We start from the raw sequence: 19,054 nt of genomic DNA, 5'->3' as shown, positions 1-19,054 counted from the left end.
TAAAAATTAGGGTGGGGGGATATGATGAAGTCTACAATAAGGCTTAGAATGGGAAGCAATGATGCACACTACGGAGGGGATTTAGTAGATGGCGCTAAAATGCTGAAATTGTTTGGTGATGTAGCTACTGAGTTATTAATAAAAAATGATGGTGATGAAGGGCTATTTAAGGCTTATGATAATATAGAATTTTTAGCTCCAGTTTATGCTGGAGATTATATAGAAGCAGTTGGTGAAATAGTTGGATTTGGAAATACTTCAAGACAAATGGTATTTGAAGCTAGAAAAGTTATAGTTCCAAGAGGTGACATAAATGAATCTGCAGCAGAATTTTTAGCAAAGCCGATAGTAGTATGTAAGGCTAGTGGAACTTGTGTAGTACCAAAGGATAAGCAAAGATTATAGCATATTGGGGGATTTTAATATGGAAAAGTTGATAATAAGTGCAGCTATTTGTGGAGCAGAGGTAACTAAAGAGCATAATCCAAGCGTTCCATATACTGTTGAGGAAATAGTAAGAGAAGCAAAAGGTGCTTATGAAAATGGTGCATCAATAATACACCTCCATGTAAGAGATGACAATGGTGCTCCCACTCAAGATATAAATAGATTTAGGGAATGTATGGACGCTATAAAGTTAGCTTGTCCAGATGTAATAATTCAACCATCAACAGGTGGGGCTGTTGGAATGAGCAATTTAGAAAGAATCCAACCTGTTAATTTATCCCCTGAAATGGCAACCCTTGATTGCGGAACTTGCAATTTTGGAGGAGATGATATATTTGTAAATACTGAAAATACTATAAAAGAGTTTGGCCAAAAAATGATAGAACTAGGAGTTAAACCAGAAATTGAAGTATTTGATAAAGGCATGATAGATATGGCTTTAAGACTAAACAAAAAGGGTTATATAAAAGACAATATGCATTTTAACTTTGTTATGGGTGTAAATGGTGGAATAAATGCAACTTATAGAGATTTGATATTTATGAAAGAAAGTATACCACAGAGCTCAACTTTTACGGTAAGTGGAATAGGAAAAGTTCAATTTGAGATGGTAGCTTTAAGTATATTATTAGGTGGTCATGCAAGAGTTGGGTTTGAAGATAACGTTTATATGGAAAAAGGCATGCCTGCAATTTCAAATGGGCAACTAGTAGCAAGAGTTGTAAAAATAGCTAATTCTCTTCAAAGAGAAATTGCATCACCTAAAGAAGCTCGTCAAATATTAGGTCTAGGTGATTTTTAATAAATTGAATTAATTATAAGGTTAAATAGTAGGTTTTAGGGGGAATTAGATGAGTAAAGTTGTTTCTTTAAATAAAGTAAAGGGTCTTTTTAAAGATGATATGACTATTATGATAGGCGGATTTTTAGGGTGTGGAACAGGAGAAGCTCTTATAGATACACTTATAGAATCGGGTGCTAAAAATTTAACAATAATAGGGAATGATACATCTTTTGTAGACAAGGGAATAGGAAGACTTATAGTTAATAATCAAGTAAAAAAGGTTATCGCATCTCATATAGGAACAAATGCAGAAACTGGAAGATTGATGAATGAAGGTAAGTTAGAGGTTGAATTATCTCCACAAGGAACCTTAATAGAGAGAGTAAGAGCAGGTGGATTTGGGTTAGGCGGGATATTAACACCTACAGGTGTTGGAACTTTAGTTGAGGAAAATAAAGAAAAAATAACTGTAGAGGGTGTAGAGTATTTATTAGAATTACCTTTAAGAGCAAATATAGCTCTTATAAAAGGTAGTGTAGTTGACGACTTTGGAAATACAATTTACAAAGGCACTACTAAAAACTTTAATCCAATGATTGCAATGGCAAGCGATATAGTAATAGTAGGATCACAAACATTGGTAGAAGCAGGAACTTTAAATAAAGATATGATAATGACTCCTGGAGTAGTAGTAGATTATATAGTTAGGGAGGGCAAATAGATGAACCCTAAAGAAATTATAGCTAAAAGAGTGGCTAAAGAGTTTGAAAACAATCAGTTAGTAAACTTAGGAATAGGTCTTCCAACATTAACTGCAAATTATATAGATAAAGATATAAAAGTTACTTTTCAATCAGAAAATGGAATGGTTGGGATGGGTAAATTAGCAGTAGATGATGAAATAAAAACAGATATAACTAATGCAGGTGGTCAGTTTGTAACTATAGGAGATGAGGGTGCTTTCTTTGATACATCGATGTCTTTTGGCCTTATAAGAGGAGGCCATGTTGATGTAACTGTACTTGGAGCACTTGAAGTAGACCAACATGGTAACTTAGCTAACTGGATAGTTCCAGGAAAGATGGTTCCTGGAATGGGAGGAGCTATGGATTTAGTAGTTGGAGCTAAAAAAGTTATAGTTGCCATGCTCCACACTGTAAAAGGCAAATCCAAAATACTTAAAGACTGTGTTCTTCCATTAACTGCTAAAGGGGTAGTTGATATGATAATAACTGAACTTGCTGTTATGGAAGTAACTAAGGAAGGTTTGTTAGTAAAAGAAATAAGTGAAAGTATAAGCGTTAAAGAATTACAAGACATGACAGATGCAAAGCTTATAATACCTGAAAATCTAGTATATATGAAAGTGTAAAAATAAAAACCAAAAATTCGTTATTTAAGGGGGATTAGCTATGAAGGGGTGCAAATACGGAACTCACAGAGTTATAAATGAAAGTGTATTACCACAACCAGCTCTTAAGGTTGATAATAATATGGATATTTATGATAATGAAATTTTAATAAATGTTAGTGCCTTAAATATAGATTCAGCTAGTTTTACTCAAATAGAAGAAGAATGTAGTCATGATATAGAAAAAATAAAAGATAGAATAATAGAAATAGTTAGAGAAAAAGGAAAAATGCAAAATCCAGTTACAGGATCTGGTGGAATGCTTATTGGAACTATTGAAGAAATAGGATGCGACCTAAAAGGAAAAATAGACTTAGAAGTAGGTGATAAAATAGCTACTTTAGTTTCACTATCTTTAACACCACTACAGATAGAAGAGATAATAGATATAAAACCAGACATAGATAGGGTTGAAATAAAAGGAAAAGCTATATTATTTGAAAGTGGAATATATGCAAAACTACCAAAAGACATGGAAGAAAATTTAGCATTAGCAGCACTTGATGTGGCAGGTGCTCCAGCACAAACTCAAAAACTAGTTAAAGAAAATGATACCGTACTTGTACTGGGTGCAGCAGGTAAATCAGGAATGCTTTGCTGCTATGAAGCTAAGAAAAAAGTAGGTAAAAAAGGTAGAGTAATGGGATTAGTTATAAGTGATAAGCAAGCTCAATTTTTAATAGAAAACAGACTTGTTGATACAGCTATAGTAGGAAATGCTCAAAATCCTAATGAAGTACTTCAAAAAGTATTAAAAGCGAATAATAACCAAGAAATAGATTTATGTATAAATTGTGTAAACGTTTGCAATACTGAGATGAGTTCAATACTTCCTGTTAAGGATAATGGAGTAGTATACTTTTTCTCAATGGCAACAGCATTTACAAAAGCAGCTCTAGGGGCTGAGGGTGTAGGAAAAGATATAAATATGATAATAGGAAATGGATACACTAAAGGTCATTCAGATGTTACTATAAATGCACTAAAAGAAAGTGAAACTTTGAGAACTATATTTAAAAATTTATATGTATAAACAGGAGACGCTTATGAATAGGAAAATATTTACAGATGTTATAGAAAGAGATTGGAATGATTGGAATTGGCAAGTTAAAAATAGAATTACAACAGTAAAAGACTTAAAAAAATACATACCACTTACAGACAGTGAAGAAGAAGGAATTACAAAGTGTTTAGAAAACCTTAGAATGAGTATAACGCCTTACTATTTATCATTAATAGATGTAAATAACCCTAATGACCCAATAAGAAAACAAGCAATTCCAACAGCAAATGAACTTGCTAGATCAGATGCAGATCTAGATGATCCGCTACATGAAGATGGAGATTCACCAGTACCTGGACTTACTCATAGATATCCAGATAGAGCATTACTTTTAGTAACAGACCAATGTTCAATGTATTGTAGACATTGTACAAGAAGAAGATTCGCAGGTCAAAAAGATGGAGCTCTTCCTTTTAGTCAAATAGATAATGCAATAGAATATATAAAAAATACTCCTGTAATAAGAGATGTATTGTTATCAGGTGGAGATGCTTTACTTATGAGTGATGAAAATTTAGAATACATTATAAGTAAATTAAGACAAATACCTCATGTTGAGATAATAAGAATAGGAAGTAGAGTTCCTGTAGTTATGCCACAAAGGATAACTGATAATCTTGTTAATATGATTAAAAAATACCATCCAATATGGATAAATACTCATTTTAACCATCCAAATGAAATAACACAAGAGTCAAAAGAGGCATGCGAAAAAATGGCAAATGCAGGTATACCGCTAGGAAATCAAAGTGTTCTTTTACGTGGTGTAAATGATTGCGTGCATGTTATGAAAAAATTAGTTAATGATTTAGTTAAAATAAGAGTCAGACCATATTATATATATCAATGTGATTTATCTAATGGAATAGAACACTTTAGAACTCCAGTATCTAAGGGAATAGAAATAATAGAAGGATTAAGAGGTCATACTTCAGGGTATTGTGTACCAACATTTGTTGTAGATGCACCAGGTGGTGGTGGTAAAACGCCAGTTATGCCAAACTACGTTATATCACAAAGTCACAACAAAGTAATACTTAGAAACTTTGAAGGTGTTATAACAACTTATACAGAACCTGAGCACTATGAACCAGCATGTGAGTGTGAAGTTTGTAGAGGAGAAAAATCTGTTCATAAAGTTGGTGTAGCAGGATTATTAAATAATGAAAAAATGGTAATTGAGCCAATAGATCTAGATAGAAGAAAAAGAGAATTAGAAAAGTAAAGGTTAGTTATATGGATATATTAAAAGAAGTTTTAAAATATAATAGTATATCTATTATAGGAAATTATAAAAATGTAGGAAAAACTACAACTCTAAATTATATATTAAAAGCAATTTTAAAACATAATACTTATCAAATATGCACTAAAGAGGTAGTTAATAAGACTAGGGGTTATATAACCCTTGGTCTTACTTCTATAGGAGTAGATGGAGAAAGTAATGCTATTGTTACAAAGACTAAAAAGCCTAGAATTTATGTTAGTAGAGGTACATTAATAGCTACAGCTAAAAGTTGTGCGATAAGTAGTGATATAAGTAAGGAAATATTAGAGGTAAGTGATATAAATACACCTCTAGGCAATGTGATTATATTTAGATCACTAAGTGATGGATACATAGAGTTAGCAGGTCCATCTATAAACAGCCAAATTAAATATATATGTTAAAGATTAAAAAGTTACGGAGCTATTTTGAGTATAGTAGATGGAGTTTTAAGTAGGAAAACATTAGGTTCACCATCCATTACAGAAGGTACAATATTTTGTAGTGGAGCAATTTTAAATAAGGATATGAGTAAATCTATAGAACAAATTGTATATGAAGCTAATATATTAAATACTAGCAATATAGAAAAAGCTGAATTTTTAGAAATTTATCAAAAAATAAAAGAATACAAAATTAGTTTAGTTAACAATGATTATACATATGAAATTCTTAATATAAGTACAACTCTAAATTACTATAAAGAAGTTTACGATTCCCTAAATGACAACACTAAGTATGTAGTTATGAATGGAATACTCACGAATAACTTTATAGAAAATCTTATAAGAAGTGGAAATAAATATAAAAATGTAACTATCTTGATTATAGATAGTACAAAAATATTTTTAGATAAAGAGATTTATGATAAGTTTATAAAGCTTAACGGATGTATAAAAGTTATAAATAACATTAAATGTATTTAATGTTATGAAGTATGAAATTTAACAGCAAAGGTTTTAAAAGTAAGAAGGTGATATTATTAAAGCTTTTATAAATGATGAATTAAACGCGTTTACAGCATTTGGTAATGAAGAAAAAAGAAATATAAAGATGTTTAAAAAAAGAATGTAGACATGCTAGGAAAAGAACTAGATTACATAGAATTAATAAAATTAAGTATATTAGAAAATAAATTTATTTTCGATGAAATACAGTATACATTTTGCAAAATAAAAGATATAAAAAATACTTTGAAAAGAATACAAAATAAAGGAATATTAGATGAAATAGAATTATTTGAAATTAAAAACTTTGCAATACAAAATAATGAGATATTTAAAAATTATAAAAGACTAAATTTAAATATAGATTATATAAAATTTAGAGATTTAGATAAAATAATAACTTTATTAGATCCAGATAATTTAAAGTTACCTACCTTCCAAATATATGATTCTTATAGTAATGAATTAAAAAAGATTAGGACAATTAAGTCTACTATAGAGAATGAAATTTTCAAAGAAAGTAATGAGAAAAAAATCCAACAATTAAAAGCTGAGAGATTAGAAATTGTAGTAAAAGAAGAAAAGGAAAGTCTACAAATTAGAAAAAATATAAGTGACGAATTATTTAATTATATAGATGATATAAATCAAGATATAAAAGTTATAGGAAAGTTAGATTTTTTAATAGCGAAAGTAAATTTAGCACAAAAATATGGTGGGATAAAGCCACATATAAATACAAAAAATCAAATATATTTTAAAGATGTTATAAATCCAAGTATGGTAGAGCTACTATTAAAAGAAAATAAAACATACATGCCTATAAGTATGGATATAAATAAAAAAATAACTTTAATAAGTGGTGCTAATATGGGTGGGAAAAGTGTAAGCATGAAAAATATAGAACTTAATTTATATCTATTTCAATGTGGTTTCTATGTTTTTGCAAAATAAGCTGATTTATGCGTACTTGATTTTATATATTTGATAAGCAATGATATGCAAGATATAAATAAAGGACTTAGTACATTTGGAGCTGAGATAATTAAATTAAAAGAAATAAGTAACTTATGAAGCTTCAAGATGGATTTATTGCGTTAGATGAATTTGCAAGAGGGACAAATCCTATAGAGGGAAAATTGCTTTTAAAAGCAGTATGTACATATTTAAAAAAATTTAACTCTATTAGTCTTATATCTACTCATTATGATGAAATTTTATTAGAAGATGTTGATTATTATCAGGTTGTGGGTCTTAAAAATATAAATTTTAATAATTTGAAAATGCAAATAGATCTGAAAAATTCACAAAGCACATCTAAAAAAAGTATAGATATACTTCAAGAAAATATGGGTTATATATTAGAGAAAGTAAATAAAGAGACAAAAGTCCCAAAAGATGCAATAAACATTTGTAAGTTGCTTGGGGTTGATAATGAAATAATAGAAATAGCAGATAAACTTAGTGAAAATAATTACAAGGGGGATGAATATGAGTAAATTAAATTTAGATTTTGAGGTTGTTGAAAAGGCTCGTAAATGCGCACAAAATATAGCGCTAGATACACAAGAATTTATAAACAAACATACTACAGTAGCTGTTGAGAGAACTGTTTTAAGACTTCTTGGAATAGATGGTGTTGATGAATTTAATGTACCTTTACCTAATATTGTAGTAGAAAAAATTAAAAATTCACAAAATTCTGAAGGATTAGGGATGGGAGTGTCGTATTATATAGGTAATGCAATGATTAATACAAACCTTACACCGCAAGAAATAGCTGTTAAGGTTTCTAAGGGGGAATTAGATTTATGTTCACTTAAAGAGCACGATATATTTGAAGTTAAGGTTAAAATATATGAAATAGCTAAAGAAAGTGTAGCAAAAATAAAAGAAAACAGAAATAAAAGAGAAAGTTATCTTAGCCAATATGGTGATAAAAGTGGACCATATTTGTATGTAATAGTTGCAACAGGAAATATTTATGAAGATATAGTCCAAGCAAAGGCTGCTGCTAAGCAAGGAGCAGATATTATAGCTGTTATTAGAACTACTGGACAAAGTTTGCTAGATTACGTTCCATATGGTGCTACAACAGAAGGATTTGGTGGAACTTATGCAACTGGTGAAAACTTTAGATTAATGAGAAGTGCACTTGATGAAGTTGGAGAAGAACTAGGAAGATATATAAGACTTTGTAATTATTGTTCAGGATTATGTATGCCAGAAATAGCAGCACTTGGAGCAAATGAAAGATTAGATGTTATGCTAAATGATGCACTATATGGAATATTATTTAGAGATATAAACATGAAAAGAACTATGATTGATCAATATTTCTCAAGAATAATCAATGGATTTGCAGGTGTTATTATAAATACTGGAGAGGATAATTACTTAACAACATCAGATGCAGTAGAAGAAGCTCATACAGTATTAGCATCCCAATTTATAAACGAGCAATTTGCATTAATTGCAGGACTTCCAGAAGAACAAATGGGGTTAGGTCATGCTTTTGAAATAAGCCCTGATGTTGAAAATGGATTTTTATATGAATTGTCACAAGCACAAATGGCTAGAGAAATATTCCCTAAAGCGCCTTTAAAATATATGCCACCTACAAAGTTTATGACAGGTGATATATTTAAAGGTCAAGTACAAGATGCACTATTTAATATGGTAACCATTATGACAAATCAAAAACTACATTTACTTGGTATGCTAACAGAAGCTATACATACACCTTTTATATCAGATAGAGCAATATCAATAGAAAATGCAAAATACATCTTTAGCACAATGAAAGACTTTGGAGAGGAAATAGAATTTAAAAAGGACGGAATAATGTGCAAAAGGGTTGATGAAGTTTTAAATAAGGCTTGTAGTTTACTTTCTGAAATAGAAAAAGAAGGACTATTTAAAACTTTAGAACAAGGTAAATTTGCAGGAATAAAAAGACCTATAGACGGAGGTAAAGGGCTTGATGGAGTAGTTATGAAAGAAGCTAATTACTTTAATCCATTTATAGAACTTATGCTAGGAGGTGGTTTTTAATGAGTGGACTATATTCTATGGATGCAAAAGAATTTGATAAAAATTTAGATTTAAAAAATGTAAAGCCTTATGGGGATACAATGAATGATGGGAAAGTACAAGTTAGTTTTACATTACCAGTAAAAGATGATGAACAAGGTATAGAAGCTGCGAAACTTATTGCAAAAAATATGGGACTTAACGACATTAATGTTGCTCATCATAAAATGCTAGATAAGGAATTTACTTTTTATGTAGTATATGGAAATTTAGATGTTGGTGTAAATTATGAGGATATTAGTGTAGAGGTAGCACAAGAGGAAATTATGGATAAACATCAAGTTGAAGAATATATAAAAGAAAATATAAAAAGAGATATAGTGGTAGTTGGAGCAAGTACAGGAACCGATGCTCATACTGTTGGAATAGACGCTATAATGAATATGAAAGGTTATGCAGGAAATTATGGTCTAGAGAGATATACAGGAATAGAAGCTTACAACCTTGGTAGCCAAGTTTCAAACGAAGAATTTATTAAAAAAGCAGTAGAAGTTAAAGCTGATGTACTTTTAGTTTCTCAAACTGTAACTCAGAAAAATATTCACATTGAAAACTTAATAAATTTAGTAGAATTACTAGAGGGTGAAGGTCTTCGTGATAAGGTAGTGCTTATTTGTGGAGGGCCAAGGATTAGCCATGAACTTGCAAAAGAATTAGGATATGATGCAGGATTTGGACCTGGGAAGTTTGCTCAAGATGTAGCTAGTTTTGCAGTAGTAGAAATGATAAATAGAAAAATGGTATAATTTTCAGAAAATTTAATATTATTTAATATGTTAAAAAAATTAACATACTTAATAAATATTACAAAATCCAGAGGGGGAAAAATTTTGGAAAAAAAGCCGAAAGTAAGTAGAAAGGCAACCGTAGGGGAAGCAGTAATTCCAATATTATTTTTAATAGCAGTATTAGCTTATTCATTAGTTAAACTAGATGCCGACCCACACATACCATTAATATTAGGAGCCTTTGTAGCAGCAGCTATGGGGCTATTTAAATTAGGGTTTACATGGAAAGAGCTAGAGGATGGAGTACTAGATACAATAAGAATGGCTATGCAGGCAATACTTATACTTATGGTAGTAGGAACTTTAATTGGAACATGGATATTAAGCGGTACAGTTCCATCTATGATTTATTGGGGGCTTAAAATAGTATCACCAGCAATATTCTTACCAGCAACAACATTAATATGTTCAATAGTATCTCTTGCAACAGGTTCTTCGTGGACTACAGCAGGAACTGTTGGTATTGCACTTATAGGAATAGGTCAAGGGTTAGGGATGCCTCTACCACTTGTAGCTGGGGCTATAATATCTGGAGCGTATTTTGGAGATAAAATGTCACCACTTTCAGATACTACAAACTTAGCACCTGCCATGGCAGGGACAACATTATTTGAACATATAAAACATATGGTTTATACAACAGGGCCATCACTTTTAATAGCTCTTGTATTATATGGAATAATAGGAATGAAATATGCAGGTAAAGAATTAGACATAACTCAAATAGAGCTTATGAGAAGTACTTTAGAAGGTTCATTTAATACATTGTCTCCAATTCTTTTAATACCACCAGTAGTTGTTATACTTATGGTTGTATTTAAGATGCCGGCAATACCTGGGCTTGTAATAGGTTCTTTATTAGGTGCAGTATTTGCAGGTGTATTCCAGGGAGCTGATTTATCATCTATAATAGATGCAGCTCATTTTGGATATGTATCAGATACTGGGGTTGCAGCAATTGATGAACTATTAAGTCGTGGAGGACTTGATGGTATGATGTGGACAGTTTCACTTATATTGTGCGCATTAACTCTTGGTGGTATACTTGAAAAAACAGGAATGCTTGAAGCTTTAGCTAACGCACTACTTAGTTTTTCAAAAGGAACTTTTGGTTTAGTACTTGCAACTATAGTATCTTGTTTAGGTGTTAACTTAGCAACAGGTGAGCAATACTTGTCACTTGTTTTACCAGGAAGAATGTATAAAAATGAGTATAGAAAAAGAGGGCTACACCCTAAAAACTTATCAAGAGCTCTAGAGGATAGTGGAACACTATTATCTCCACTTATTCCATGGAATACATGTGGGGCATACATGTGGGTAACTCTTGGAGTTCATCCATTTGCATATTTACCATTTGCATTTTTAAATTTAATAAATCCTCTTGTTTCACTTTTATATGCTGCAACAGGTATAACAATGGAAAAATTGCCGCCTGAAGAAATGGAATTAGTCAAAAAAGAAATAGAAGAAGGCGTATTATAGAAATAATACAAATAACACTTTATAATAGTTAAACTTAAAAAACACCTTTGATAAATAAATAGTTATCAAAGGTGTTTTTTGTATGATTTAATCTGTGAAATATGGGTTAAAAGGTAAGAAATAAAGTTAAAGCTAATGATTATGTAGCGATAAGTCGAGTCAAAGTATAAAAATATATTTACAATGCTGTATTGATTGACTATATTATATATAGAAACACTATTTAATTTGAATTAATATATGTTGGAGGGATTTTATGAAAAATAAGGGGAAAACCATAGCTACAATAGCTATGGCAACAGCAATAACGGGGCAAGCTGTAATGCCAGTAATAGCAGCTGAAAAAAGAATAAATCAAGAAGTACAAGCAAACCAATCACCAAGCGTAGATTTTCGCATAATGGCAACAACTGATTTACATGCAAATATAATGGACCATGACTATTATACAGACAAGCCTAATCAAAACTTGGGTCTATCAAAGGTTGCAAATCTTATAGAAAAATCAAAAAAAGAAATTGATAAAAATAAAAATATAGCTGATAAAATAGATAACTCAATACTAGTTGATAATGGAGATACAATACAGGGAAATCCGCTAGCTAGTGTATATGCTATGAATAAAGAGACACAGACAAAGCCAGGGGAAAAATATCCATCGTATGAAGCTTTAGATATACTAGAATATGATGCAACAACATTAGGAAATCATGAGTTTAACTACGGCCTTGATTTTTTAAAACAGATAACAGATAAGTCTGTTATGAAAACGGATGTATTAAATGCAAATGTTTTAAATATAGATGGAAGCTATAAATTTAATCCATATAAAGTAATCAATGAAGAAGTTATTGACTCCAATGGAAATAAGCAAAATATAAAAATAGGTATAACAGGATTCGTTCCATCTCAAATATTAAACTGGGACAAGCAAAATTTAGAAGGTAAAGTTAAAGTTGAAGATATAAAAACTGCAGCAGACAAAGTAACTAAAACACTAAAAGAAAAAGAAGGTGTTGATATAGTTGTTGCATTAGCACATAGTGGTACAGGAGAAGATGATACATATGTAGCTGGGTCAGAAAATGCAGCTTATCAATTAACTAAAGTAAATGGAATAGATGCAATAGTTGCAGGTCATTCTCATTCAAACACAGCAACACAAAAAAATGGTGTGCAAATTGTGCAGCCAACTAACTGGGGTAAAGAGCTAGGAATAATTAATTTAGAGTTAATTCAAAAAAATGGAAAATGGTCGGTACAAGACAATAAAAGCTCTGTTGAAAGAAGAAGTGTGGATGGAAAAATTTATGGGGAAGGTAAGAATCCAATAAGAACTGAATCACCTGCTGTAAATAATCCTATAATATCAGAAAACAAATCACTAAAAGCAGCTCATGAAAAAACTGTACAATATGTTAACTCAGGTGTTGGAACAAGTACAAAAGATTTAAATAGCTTCTTCTCGTTAGTGGCAGATGATTCTTCTGTTGAATTAGTTGCTAATGCTCAAAAATGGTATGTTGAAAAGATTATAAAAGAAGGAGAACCAGACTTAGCAGCAGATAAAAATTTACAAATACTATCAGCAGCAGCACCATTTAAAGCAGGTGGAAGAGACTTTAATGATGCAACAAGTTTTGTTGATATAAAAGCTGGAGATTTGAAAATAAAAGATTTATCTAGCTTATATATATATGATAATACATTAAATGTATTAAAAATGAATGGAGCACAAGTTAAAGAATGGTTAGAAATGTGTGCCGGAATGTTCAATACTATAGATGCTAACTCTAAAACTCAACAAGAATTATTAAATTCAAGTTATAGATCATACAATTTTGATAGTATAGAAGGATTAACTTATGAAATAGATGTAACAAAGCCAGCTAAGTATGATGGTAGTGGAAAAACTATAAATGCTAATTCATCAAGAATAAGTAATTTGAAATTAAATGGAAAAAATATAGATTTAAATCAACAATTTTTGGTTGCAACTAATAACTATAGAGCTACAGGAACTTTCCCAGGTGTTAGAGATGCTAAAGTGATACATTCAAGTGTTTATGAAAATAGAGAAGCTATAGTAGACTATATAAAATCACAAGGGACAATAAACCCGAGTCATGATGATAATTGGAAAATAAAAACAGTAGATAGTGAGGCTAAAGTAGTATTTAATTCTCATGAAAATGGGAAAAATTATTTATCTCAACATCCATATATAGATGTACAAGGAACAACAGGGGAAAATTTAGTTAAATATTCATATGATCTAAACTATGTAACTAGTTCGATACCAGAGAAAAAATTAATAGGAAATTCAAGATATGAGACAGCAGCTAAGATAAGTCAAAGTGCATTTAAGACAGCTGAAAATGTAGTAATAGTCAATTCAAAAGCAATATCTGATGGCCTTTGTGCAACACCTCTTGCAAAGCAAAAAAATGCTCCGATTCTTTTGACAGATGACAATAAATTAGATGACAAGACAAAAGAAGAAATAAAAAGACTAGGTGCTAAAAATGTTTATATAATAGGTGGAAGTAGTGCTGTAAATGAATCTGTAGCAAATGAATTGAAATCTATGAAGTTATCTGTAGATAGAATAAGTGGAAATGACAGATATAAAACTTCTCTAGAAGTAGCAAAGAGACTAGGAGATGTATCAGAAGTAGCATTAGTAAATGGGAATGCAGGATTGGCTGATGCAGTAAGTATAGCACCTGTTGCAGGAAATAAAAATATGCCTATATTACTTTCTTCAAATGACAATAAATCACAAGATATAAATAAATTTATAAAAGATGAAAAAATAAATAAATCATATGTTATAGGTGGAGAATCTGTTATATCAAAAGATTTAGAAAGTAAGTTGCCAAATGCTCAAAGACTTGGTGGTAAAAATAGAAATGAAACTAATGCTATAATAATAGACAATTTCTATAAAGAAGAAGAACTGAAAAATATATTTGTAGCTAAAGATGGTATGAAAAAGCAAGACGATTTAATAGATGCTTTAACAGTAGGAGTTGTTGCAGCTAAGGAAAATGCACCTGTTGTAATAGGTGGTAAGAACGTAGACGATAAACAGACTCAAGTTTTATCAAATAAAAAAACAAAGATGTTAACTCAAGTTGGTGGCAATGGAAATGAAGGCATTTTTAATAAATTAAAGAATGTATTGAAAAAATAATTCAACTAAAAATAAAAGATATAATTGTAGGGGGAACTAAAGATGAGTTACAAAAGAGGGAGTAAAAGATTAGCAGTAATAGCGCTTTCAGCAGGATTAATAATACCAGGGATTCAGCCAATAAAAGCATCAGCACAAGCAAATACTGTAGACGTGAAATTACTATCATTTAATGATTTGCATGGACAATTTGATGCTGACCCTAAATATGGTGGAGGAATAGATAATCTATCATCTTATTTAAAAAAATTACAAATAGAAAATAAAAATACACTTACAATGTCAGCAGGAGATGCAGTTGGAGGTAGCCCGGCTGTTACAGCGTTAAAACAAGACCAACCAACTCTAGAAATATTAAAAGAAATGAATGTTGATATAGTAACAAGTGGGAATCATGAATATGATGAAGGAACAGATGAATTAGCAAGACTTATCCAAGGAGGAACTCATAAGTCGGGACTTGAGTGGTCAGGATCAGATAAATTGGGGTGGATAACATCAAATGTTGTAGCAAATAAAGATATGAAATTTGGAAATAAAAGTGTTAAAAAAGGCGACCCTATATTAAACCCATATGTAGTAAAAGAATTTGATGGAGTGAAAGTTGGAGTTATAGGTGTAGTTACAGCTGATACTGTAAATAAAGTTGTTCCAAATGGAATAAAAGACATAGATTTCATTGATGAAGTACAAGCAATAGATAAATATAGTGAAGAGTTAAAATCACAAGGTGTTAAAACTATAGTTGTATTATCACATGTTCCAGCTAAAACAGATAAGGATACTAAACAACTAATTGATTTATCTGGATCTAGTGACATATATGATATATCTAAAAAAGTTAATGGAGAAGTTGATGCTATAATAGCTGCTGACAACCACGATTACGCAAACTCTGTTGTAAAGAGAGAAGGGAAAGACAATATAGTTGTGACTCAAGCTTACTCTAAGGGACAAAATATAGGGGAGATAGACCTAACTATAGATAAGACTACTGGTGATGTTGTAAATAGTAAGGGAAATGTAATATCAGTGGATCCAAAGAAAATAATTCCAGATCCTAACGTTACTAAAATAGTTAATCATGCTAAAAAAGAAGTAAAGCCAATGCTTGAAAGAAAAGTTGGATTTGCAGAAGAAGAAATTTCTAGATCTATAAGTAATGATAACGGAGAAGCAGAACTTGGAAGAATGATAGCTGAGGCTCAACTTTGGGCAGTTAAAGACAAAGGTGAAAAAATTGATATATCTCTTATGAATATAGGTGGAGTTAGAGCTGACTTAAAATCAGGAGATATTACCTATGAGGATGTATATACAATACAACCATTTAGCAATGATTTGACTAAGTTAACATTAAATGGAGCTCAATTAAAGCAAATACTAGAAAAACAAGAAATACATGATTGGATAGTAGGACAAGAAGAAGGAAAATACAACAGACCAAGAATGTTACAAATAGATGGATTTACATATAAATGGCATCCAGAAAAGAAAGATAATAAGTGGGTAGTTAAAGTAGATAGCATGAATTTAAACAATGCTAACAAAACACAAATAAAAGATGACAGCAGCATAAATACGGTAGCAAATATATTCTTGGCTCAAGGTGGAGACGGATTTGATACATTTAAAGAAGTAAAATATGAAGTTGTAATGGGAGATTTAGAAGCTTTTGAAAAATATACAGAAAAATTCTCAAAAGAAGATGCTAATAAAAATGGAACTTTAGGATTAAATAAAATTGATGTAGATAAAAATCCAAACATAATAAATACTTATGCTATAAATACAAAGAAGCTTACAGGCGCTGATAGATATGAAACAGCAACTAAAGTAAGTCAAAGTTCGTTTGATAAATCAGATAACGTAGTTATAGTAAACTCACAAGGCCAAGCAGATGCACTAGCTGCAACTCCTTTTGCAAAGCTTAAAAATGCTCCTATACTTTTAACAAATAATAAAGCGCTAGATTCTAAAACTAAAGAAGAAATAAAAAGATTACAAGCAAAAAACATTTATTTAGTAGGTGGAAATGCTGTAATAGAAGAATCTGTAGTTAAAGAATTAAAAGCAATGAATTTAAAAGTTGAAAGAATAAGTGGTGATGATAGATATGAAACAGCTTTAGAAGTTTCAAAAAAATTGGGTGATATATCACAAATAGCACTAGTTAATGGTGTAACAGGATTATCTGATGCGGTAAGTATAGCTCCTGTTGCAGCCAATAAAAATATGCCTATATTATTCTCATCACCAAGTGAAGGAACAAAAGTGGTTGACAAATATATAAAAGATAAAAAAATAAATAAATCTTATGTTATGGGAAAAGAATCAGCTATATCAGAGAATGTTGCAAATAAATTACCGAATGTAGAAAGACTTGGTGGCGTTGATAGAAATGAAACTAATGCTATTGTAATAGATACATTCTATAAAGATGAACAATTAAATAATATATTTGTAGCTAAAGATGGGTCTAAGAATAGTAGTGACCTTATAGATGCATTAGCAGTAGGAGTTGTTGCAGCTAAGGATAATGCTCCAGTAGTTATAGGTTCAGACAACTTAAATGAAAAGCAATCACAAGTTTTATCATCTAAGAAAACAAAGATGTTAACACAAGTTGGTGGAAATGGAAATGAAGGCGTTTTTGCTAAAATAAAGAGTATATTAAAAAGATAGTTTAAATAAAAGAGCACACAAAATCGAATTGATTTTATGTGCTCTTTTTAATATATTATTCTCTTGTTAATTTAACTATAACTTCTTTATATTGAGGATATAAATCTAGTAGATATTGTCTTTTAAAAAGTTCAAAATCTTTAAATTCAAACCCAGGCGAGACCATACACCCAACTAGTGAAAATCCTTCATTGTTCATTGCAGAACCAAATATGTAATTTTTAGGAACTAAAACTTGTGGTACTTCACCATTTTCAATGTTTAATCCAAGTTCATGTGTAGTAAGTTCACCTTCTGGACTTATCATATAAATAGTTAGAGGAGAACCAGCGTGATAATACCACATTTCGTCTGATTTTAATCTATGAAAATTAGATACCTCTCCATCTCTAAGTAAAAAATAAATACTAGTCCATAATATTCTTTCACCTTCAAATTTAGTTCTTAAGTCACTTGATGTAATATTTTCGCTTGAAGCGAAATTAGCTTTAAAATAACCACCTTCAACATGTGGCTCTAAGTTTAACTGTTTTATGAAATACTCTGCTGAATACATATATATTTCCCCCTATATTAAATTATATTTTAAGTAGACTTTTGTATACAATGATTCTATTATAAATAAAATTAAACAATTTATCAATTATAAACTTAAAACTAAGATATAAATGTAAAATTTTACAAATTATGATAAAATAATTATGCAACTAATAGAATAAAAATATATTATAAAGAGGAAATTGATATGAATAAGAAGATTATAACAAGTCTTATACTTTGTGCTACATTATTAGTACCAAGTATGATAGATGCAAGGTCAAGAAGCCATAGTAGTTTTAAATCAAGTTCTAGTGTAAAGATTAGTAAACCTATAACTGTTAAATCAAAAGCCAAGAGTGATAGCACAAACAAATCAACATTAAAAAATGATGCTACTAATAAGGCTTCAAGTAAAGAAAGTAGCAAGAAAAAAAGTAGCAAATTAGATTTAAAAAAGGACTCTAAAAGTGATGTAAAAACAAAAAATGACAGCTTCAGTATTAAGGTAAATAAAATGAAATCTCAGATAGCGTATAAACCTAAATATTATAAGTCGTATAATAGGAACTTATTATATAATTTTTCAGTTAATAGAAGTTTGCTTACTTATTATATGTTAGATGAAGTCTTTGATGACGATGATGATATAACTGAACAAGATTTAGTAAGAGAATTAGAGAAAAAAGGTTACACAAAAACAGAAATAGATAAAATATTAAAAGAAGGTAAAAGTGAAGCTAAAAGTTCTAATATTATACAACTTGTTGTTGCTTGTTTATTTGGAATTTTAGCAATAGGTATAATTTTAATTTTAATATTAAAAAAAAGAAGAAAAAAATAATGCGAATTTAAAATATAGGAAAGGTGAGAACAAGCTATCTCACTTTTCCTATGATTGTTCTTAAACTAGAGGAAGAGTCATAACCTAATGAAAAAGAACTAATAGCACTTATTAATGAATCAGCATCTTTGGTATTTAAGAAATTTTTCGTATTTATTATAGATATTTTATAGTAATTCAATATAACTTGCATAGCTAAAATTACATCATTATCACTTTCGGTAAGTTTTGAAGTTTTGGAATTTAAATCATTAATTAATGTTTCTACAAATTTAATATCTTTGTTAATTTGAGCTTCATTGAAATTTGCTGTAGAAATAGATTTCATTAATACGTGCATATAATTATCTATGATTTCTAATGATTTAATATATTCATTAGTTACGTCTGCTATATTTACAGAAGTAGCAGCAAAAGAAACATTACTACTATTTGCAAATATAATTAAAATTATTGAAAATATAATACTTATTTTTTTGAAAATCATAAATTCACCACCTTAACATA

18 protein-coding genes are annotated in these 19,054 nt (G+C 30.1%); 16 read left to right on the top strand and 2 right to left on the bottom strand.

The annotated features are described in order from the left end of the window. Window positions 1–24 precede the first annotated feature (24 nt). The 15 genes from kal (at window position 25) to QOZ84_RS00470 (ending at window position 17,166) form a co-directional block, all read left to right on the top strand. The gene (kal, locus tag QOZ84_RS00540) at window positions 25–405 is read left to right on the top strand and encodes a 3-aminobutyryl-CoA ammonia lyase (protein WP_284131006.1); all 381 of its coding nucleotides are present in this window, start codon (window positions 25–27) and stop codon (window positions 403–405) included. A gap of 19 nt (window positions 406–424) precedes the next feature. Continuing rightward, complete coding sequence (gene kce / locus QOZ84_RS00535; protein WP_284131005.1) at window positions 425–1,249, top strand: 3-keto-5-aminohexanoate cleavage enzyme; 825 nt, start codon at window positions 425–427, stop codon at window positions 1,247–1,249. 49 nt (window positions 1,250–1,298) lie between these two features. Continuing rightward, entirely contained in the window at window positions 1,299–1,952 is a 654-nt protein-coding gene (locus QOZ84_RS00530; RefSeq protein ID WP_284131004.1) for a 3-oxoacid CoA-transferase subunit A, read from the top strand. Further along, window positions 1,953–2,603 carry a 3-oxoacid CoA-transferase subunit B gene (locus tag QOZ84_RS00525; RefSeq protein ID WP_284131003.1) on the top strand — a complete coding sequence of 217 codons (651 nt, stop codon included), beginning with the start codon at window positions 1,953–1,955 and terminating at the stop codon, window positions 2,601–2,603. It begins immediately after the preceding gene. Window positions 2,604–2,643: 40 nt separating this feature from the next. Next, complete coding sequence (kdd, locus tag QOZ84_RS00520) at window positions 2,644–3,675, top strand: L-erythro-3,5-diaminohexanoate dehydrogenase (protein WP_284131002.1); 1,032 nt, start codon at window positions 2,644–2,646, stop codon at window positions 3,673–3,675. 13 nt (window positions 3,676–3,688) lie between these two features. Continuing rightward, window positions 3,689–4,930 (top strand): lysine 2,3-aminomutase, encoded by a 1,242-nt coding sequence (gene kamA, locus QOZ84_RS00515; RefSeq protein WP_284131001.1) that lies wholly within the window; start codon window positions 3,689–3,691, stop codon window positions 4,928–4,930. Window positions 4,931–4,941: 11 nt separating this feature from the next. Next, window positions 4,942–5,376 (top strand): hypothetical protein, encoded by a 435-nt coding sequence (locus tag QOZ84_RS00510; RefSeq protein WP_284131000.1) that lies wholly within the window; start codon window positions 4,942–4,944, stop codon window positions 5,374–5,376. A gap of 24 nt (window positions 5,377–5,400) precedes the next feature. Next, window positions 5,401–5,898: a hypothetical protein gene (locus tag QOZ84_RS00505; RefSeq protein WP_284130999.1), complete on the top strand. Its 498-nt coding sequence runs from the start codon at window positions 5,401–5,403 to the stop codon at window positions 5,896–5,898. Between the two features lie 150 nt (window positions 5,899–6,048). Continuing rightward, window positions 6,049–6,873: a MutS2 family protein gene (locus QOZ84_RS00500; protein ID WP_284130998.1), complete on the top strand. Its 825-nt coding sequence runs from the start codon at window positions 6,049–6,051 to the stop codon at window positions 6,871–6,873. A 116-nt stretch (window positions 6,874–6,989) separates the two neighbouring features. Beyond that, complete coding sequence (locus tag QOZ84_RS00495) at window positions 6,990–7,418, top strand: MutS-related protein (protein ID WP_284130997.1); 429 nt, start codon at window positions 6,990–6,992, stop codon at window positions 7,416–7,418. Continuing rightward, window positions 7,411–8,973, top strand: a complete 1,563-nt coding sequence (kamD, locus tag QOZ84_RS00490) for a lysine 5,6-aminomutase subunit alpha (RefSeq protein ID WP_284130996.1) — start codon at window positions 7,411–7,413, stop codon at window positions 8,971–8,973. The genes QOZ84_RS00495 and kamD overlap by 8 nt, the downstream gene beginning before the upstream one ends. Next, on the top strand, window positions 8,973–9,758 hold the full coding sequence (kamE, locus tag QOZ84_RS00485) for a lysine 5,6-aminomutase subunit beta (RefSeq protein ID WP_284130995.1): 786 nt from the start codon (window positions 8,973–8,975) through the stop codon (window positions 9,756–9,758). Before kamD ends, kamE begins: the two co-directional genes overlap by 1 nt. Before the next feature lie 84 nt (window positions 9,759–9,842). Next, entirely contained in the window at window positions 9,843–11,285 is a 1,443-nt protein-coding gene (gene nhaC / locus QOZ84_RS00480) for a Na+/H+ antiporter NhaC (RefSeq protein ID WP_284130994.1), read from the top strand. 256 nt (window positions 11,286–11,541) lie between these two features. Beyond that, window positions 11,542–14,481: a bifunctional 2',3'-cyclic-nucleotide 2'-phosphodiesterase/3'-nucleotidase gene (locus QOZ84_RS00475; protein ID WP_284130993.1), complete on the top strand. Its 2,940-nt coding sequence runs from the start codon at window positions 11,542–11,544 to the stop codon at window positions 14,479–14,481. 42 nt (window positions 14,482–14,523) lie between these two features. Continuing rightward, entirely contained in the window at window positions 14,524–17,166 is a 2,643-nt protein-coding gene (locus tag QOZ84_RS00470) for a cell wall-binding repeat-containing protein (protein ID WP_284130992.1), read from the top strand. 55 nt (window positions 17,167–17,221) lie between these two features. Here the strand turns inward: QOZ84_RS00470 and QOZ84_RS00465 are convergent, their stop codons facing one another. Beyond that, complete coding sequence (locus QOZ84_RS00465; RefSeq protein WP_284130991.1) at window positions 17,222–17,722, bottom strand: cupin domain-containing protein; 501 nt, start codon at window positions 17,720–17,722, stop codon at window positions 17,222–17,224. A gap of 189 nt (window positions 17,723–17,911) precedes the next feature. On the opposite strand from QOZ84_RS00465, the gene QOZ84_RS00460 reads away from it, so the two are divergent. After that, a complete protein-coding gene (locus QOZ84_RS00460; protein WP_284130990.1) occupies window positions 17,912–18,547 on the top strand; it encodes a hypothetical protein in 636 nt (211 codons plus the stop codon). A gap of 34 nt (window positions 18,548–18,581) precedes the next feature. On the opposite strand, the gene QOZ84_RS00455 is transcribed toward QOZ84_RS00460, so the two are convergent. Next, window positions 18,582–19,034 carry a hypothetical protein gene (locus QOZ84_RS00455; RefSeq protein ID WP_284130989.1) on the bottom strand — a complete coding sequence of 151 codons (453 nt, stop codon included), beginning with the start codon at window positions 19,032–19,034 and terminating at the stop codon, window positions 18,582–18,584. Between the last annotated feature and the right edge of the window lie 20 nt (window positions 19,035–19,054).

Origin of the sequence: Romboutsia sedimentorum, assembly GCF_030131845.1 — a bacterium.
Taxonomy (GTDB): domain Bacteria; phylum Bacillota; class Clostridia; order Peptostreptococcales; family Peptostreptococcaceae; genus Romboutsia_D; species Romboutsia_D sedimentorum.
Note: the sequence above shows the minus strand (reverse complement) of the source record. Positions and strands in the feature narration are given on the sequence as shown.

Excerpts from the sequence above, each read along its gene's own strand:
- QOZ84_RS00510 (WP_284131000.1), top strand. The coding sequence starts at position 4,942 with ATGGATATATTAAAAGAAGTTTTAAAATATAATAGTATATCTATTATA.
- QOZ84_RS00475 (WP_284130993.1), top strand. The coding sequence starts at position 11,542 with ATGAAAAATAAGGGGAAAACCATAGCTACAATAGCTATGGCAACAGCA.
- kdd (WP_284131002.1), top strand. The coding sequence starts at position 2,644 with ATGAAGGGGTGCAAATACGGAACTCACAGAGTTATAAATGAAAGTGTA.
- kamE (WP_284130995.1), top strand. The coding sequence starts at position 8,973 with ATGAGTGGACTATATTCTATGGATGCAAAAGAATTTGATAAAAATTTA.
- QOZ84_RS00470 (WP_284130992.1), top strand. The coding sequence starts at position 14,524 with ATGAGTTACAAAAGAGGGAGTAAAAGATTAGCAGTAATAGCGCTTTCA.
- QOZ84_RS00525 (WP_284131003.1), top strand. The coding sequence starts at position 1,953 with ATGAACCCTAAAGAAATTATAGCTAAAAGAGTGGCTAAAGAGTTTGAA.
- kamA (WP_284131001.1), top strand. The coding sequence starts at position 3,689 with ATGAATAGGAAAATATTTACAGATGTTATAGAAAGAGATTGGAATGAT.
- QOZ84_RS00465 (WP_284130991.1), bottom strand. The coding sequence starts at position 17,722 with ATGTATTCAGCAGAGTATTTCATAAAACAGTTAAACTTAGAGCCACAT.
- QOZ84_RS00530 (WP_284131004.1), top strand. The coding sequence starts at position 1,299 with ATGAGTAAAGTTGTTTCTTTAAATAAAGTAAAGGGTCTTTTTAAAGAT.
- QOZ84_RS00460 (WP_284130990.1), top strand. The coding sequence starts at position 17,912 with ATGAATAAGAAGATTATAACAAGTCTTATACTTTGTGCTACATTATTA.
- kamD (WP_284130996.1), top strand. The coding sequence starts at position 7,411 with ATGAGTAAATTAAATTTAGATTTTGAGGTTGTTGAAAAGGCTCGTAAA.
- kal (WP_284131006.1), top strand. The coding sequence starts at position 25 with ATGAAGTCTACAATAAGGCTTAGAATGGGAAGCAATGATGCACACTAC.
- QOZ84_RS00455 (WP_284130989.1), bottom strand. The coding sequence starts at position 19,034 with ATGATTTTCAAAAAAATAAGTATTATATTTTCAATAATTTTAATTATA.
- QOZ84_RS00500 (WP_284130998.1), top strand. The coding sequence starts at position 6,049 with ATGCTAGGAAAAGAACTAGATTACATAGAATTAATAAAATTAAGTATA.
- kce (WP_284131005.1), top strand. The coding sequence starts at position 425 with ATGGAAAAGTTGATAATAAGTGCAGCTATTTGTGGAGCAGAGGTAACT.
- QOZ84_RS00495 (WP_284130997.1), top strand. The coding sequence starts at position 6,990 with ATGAAGCTTCAAGATGGATTTATTGCGTTAGATGAATTTGCAAGAGGG.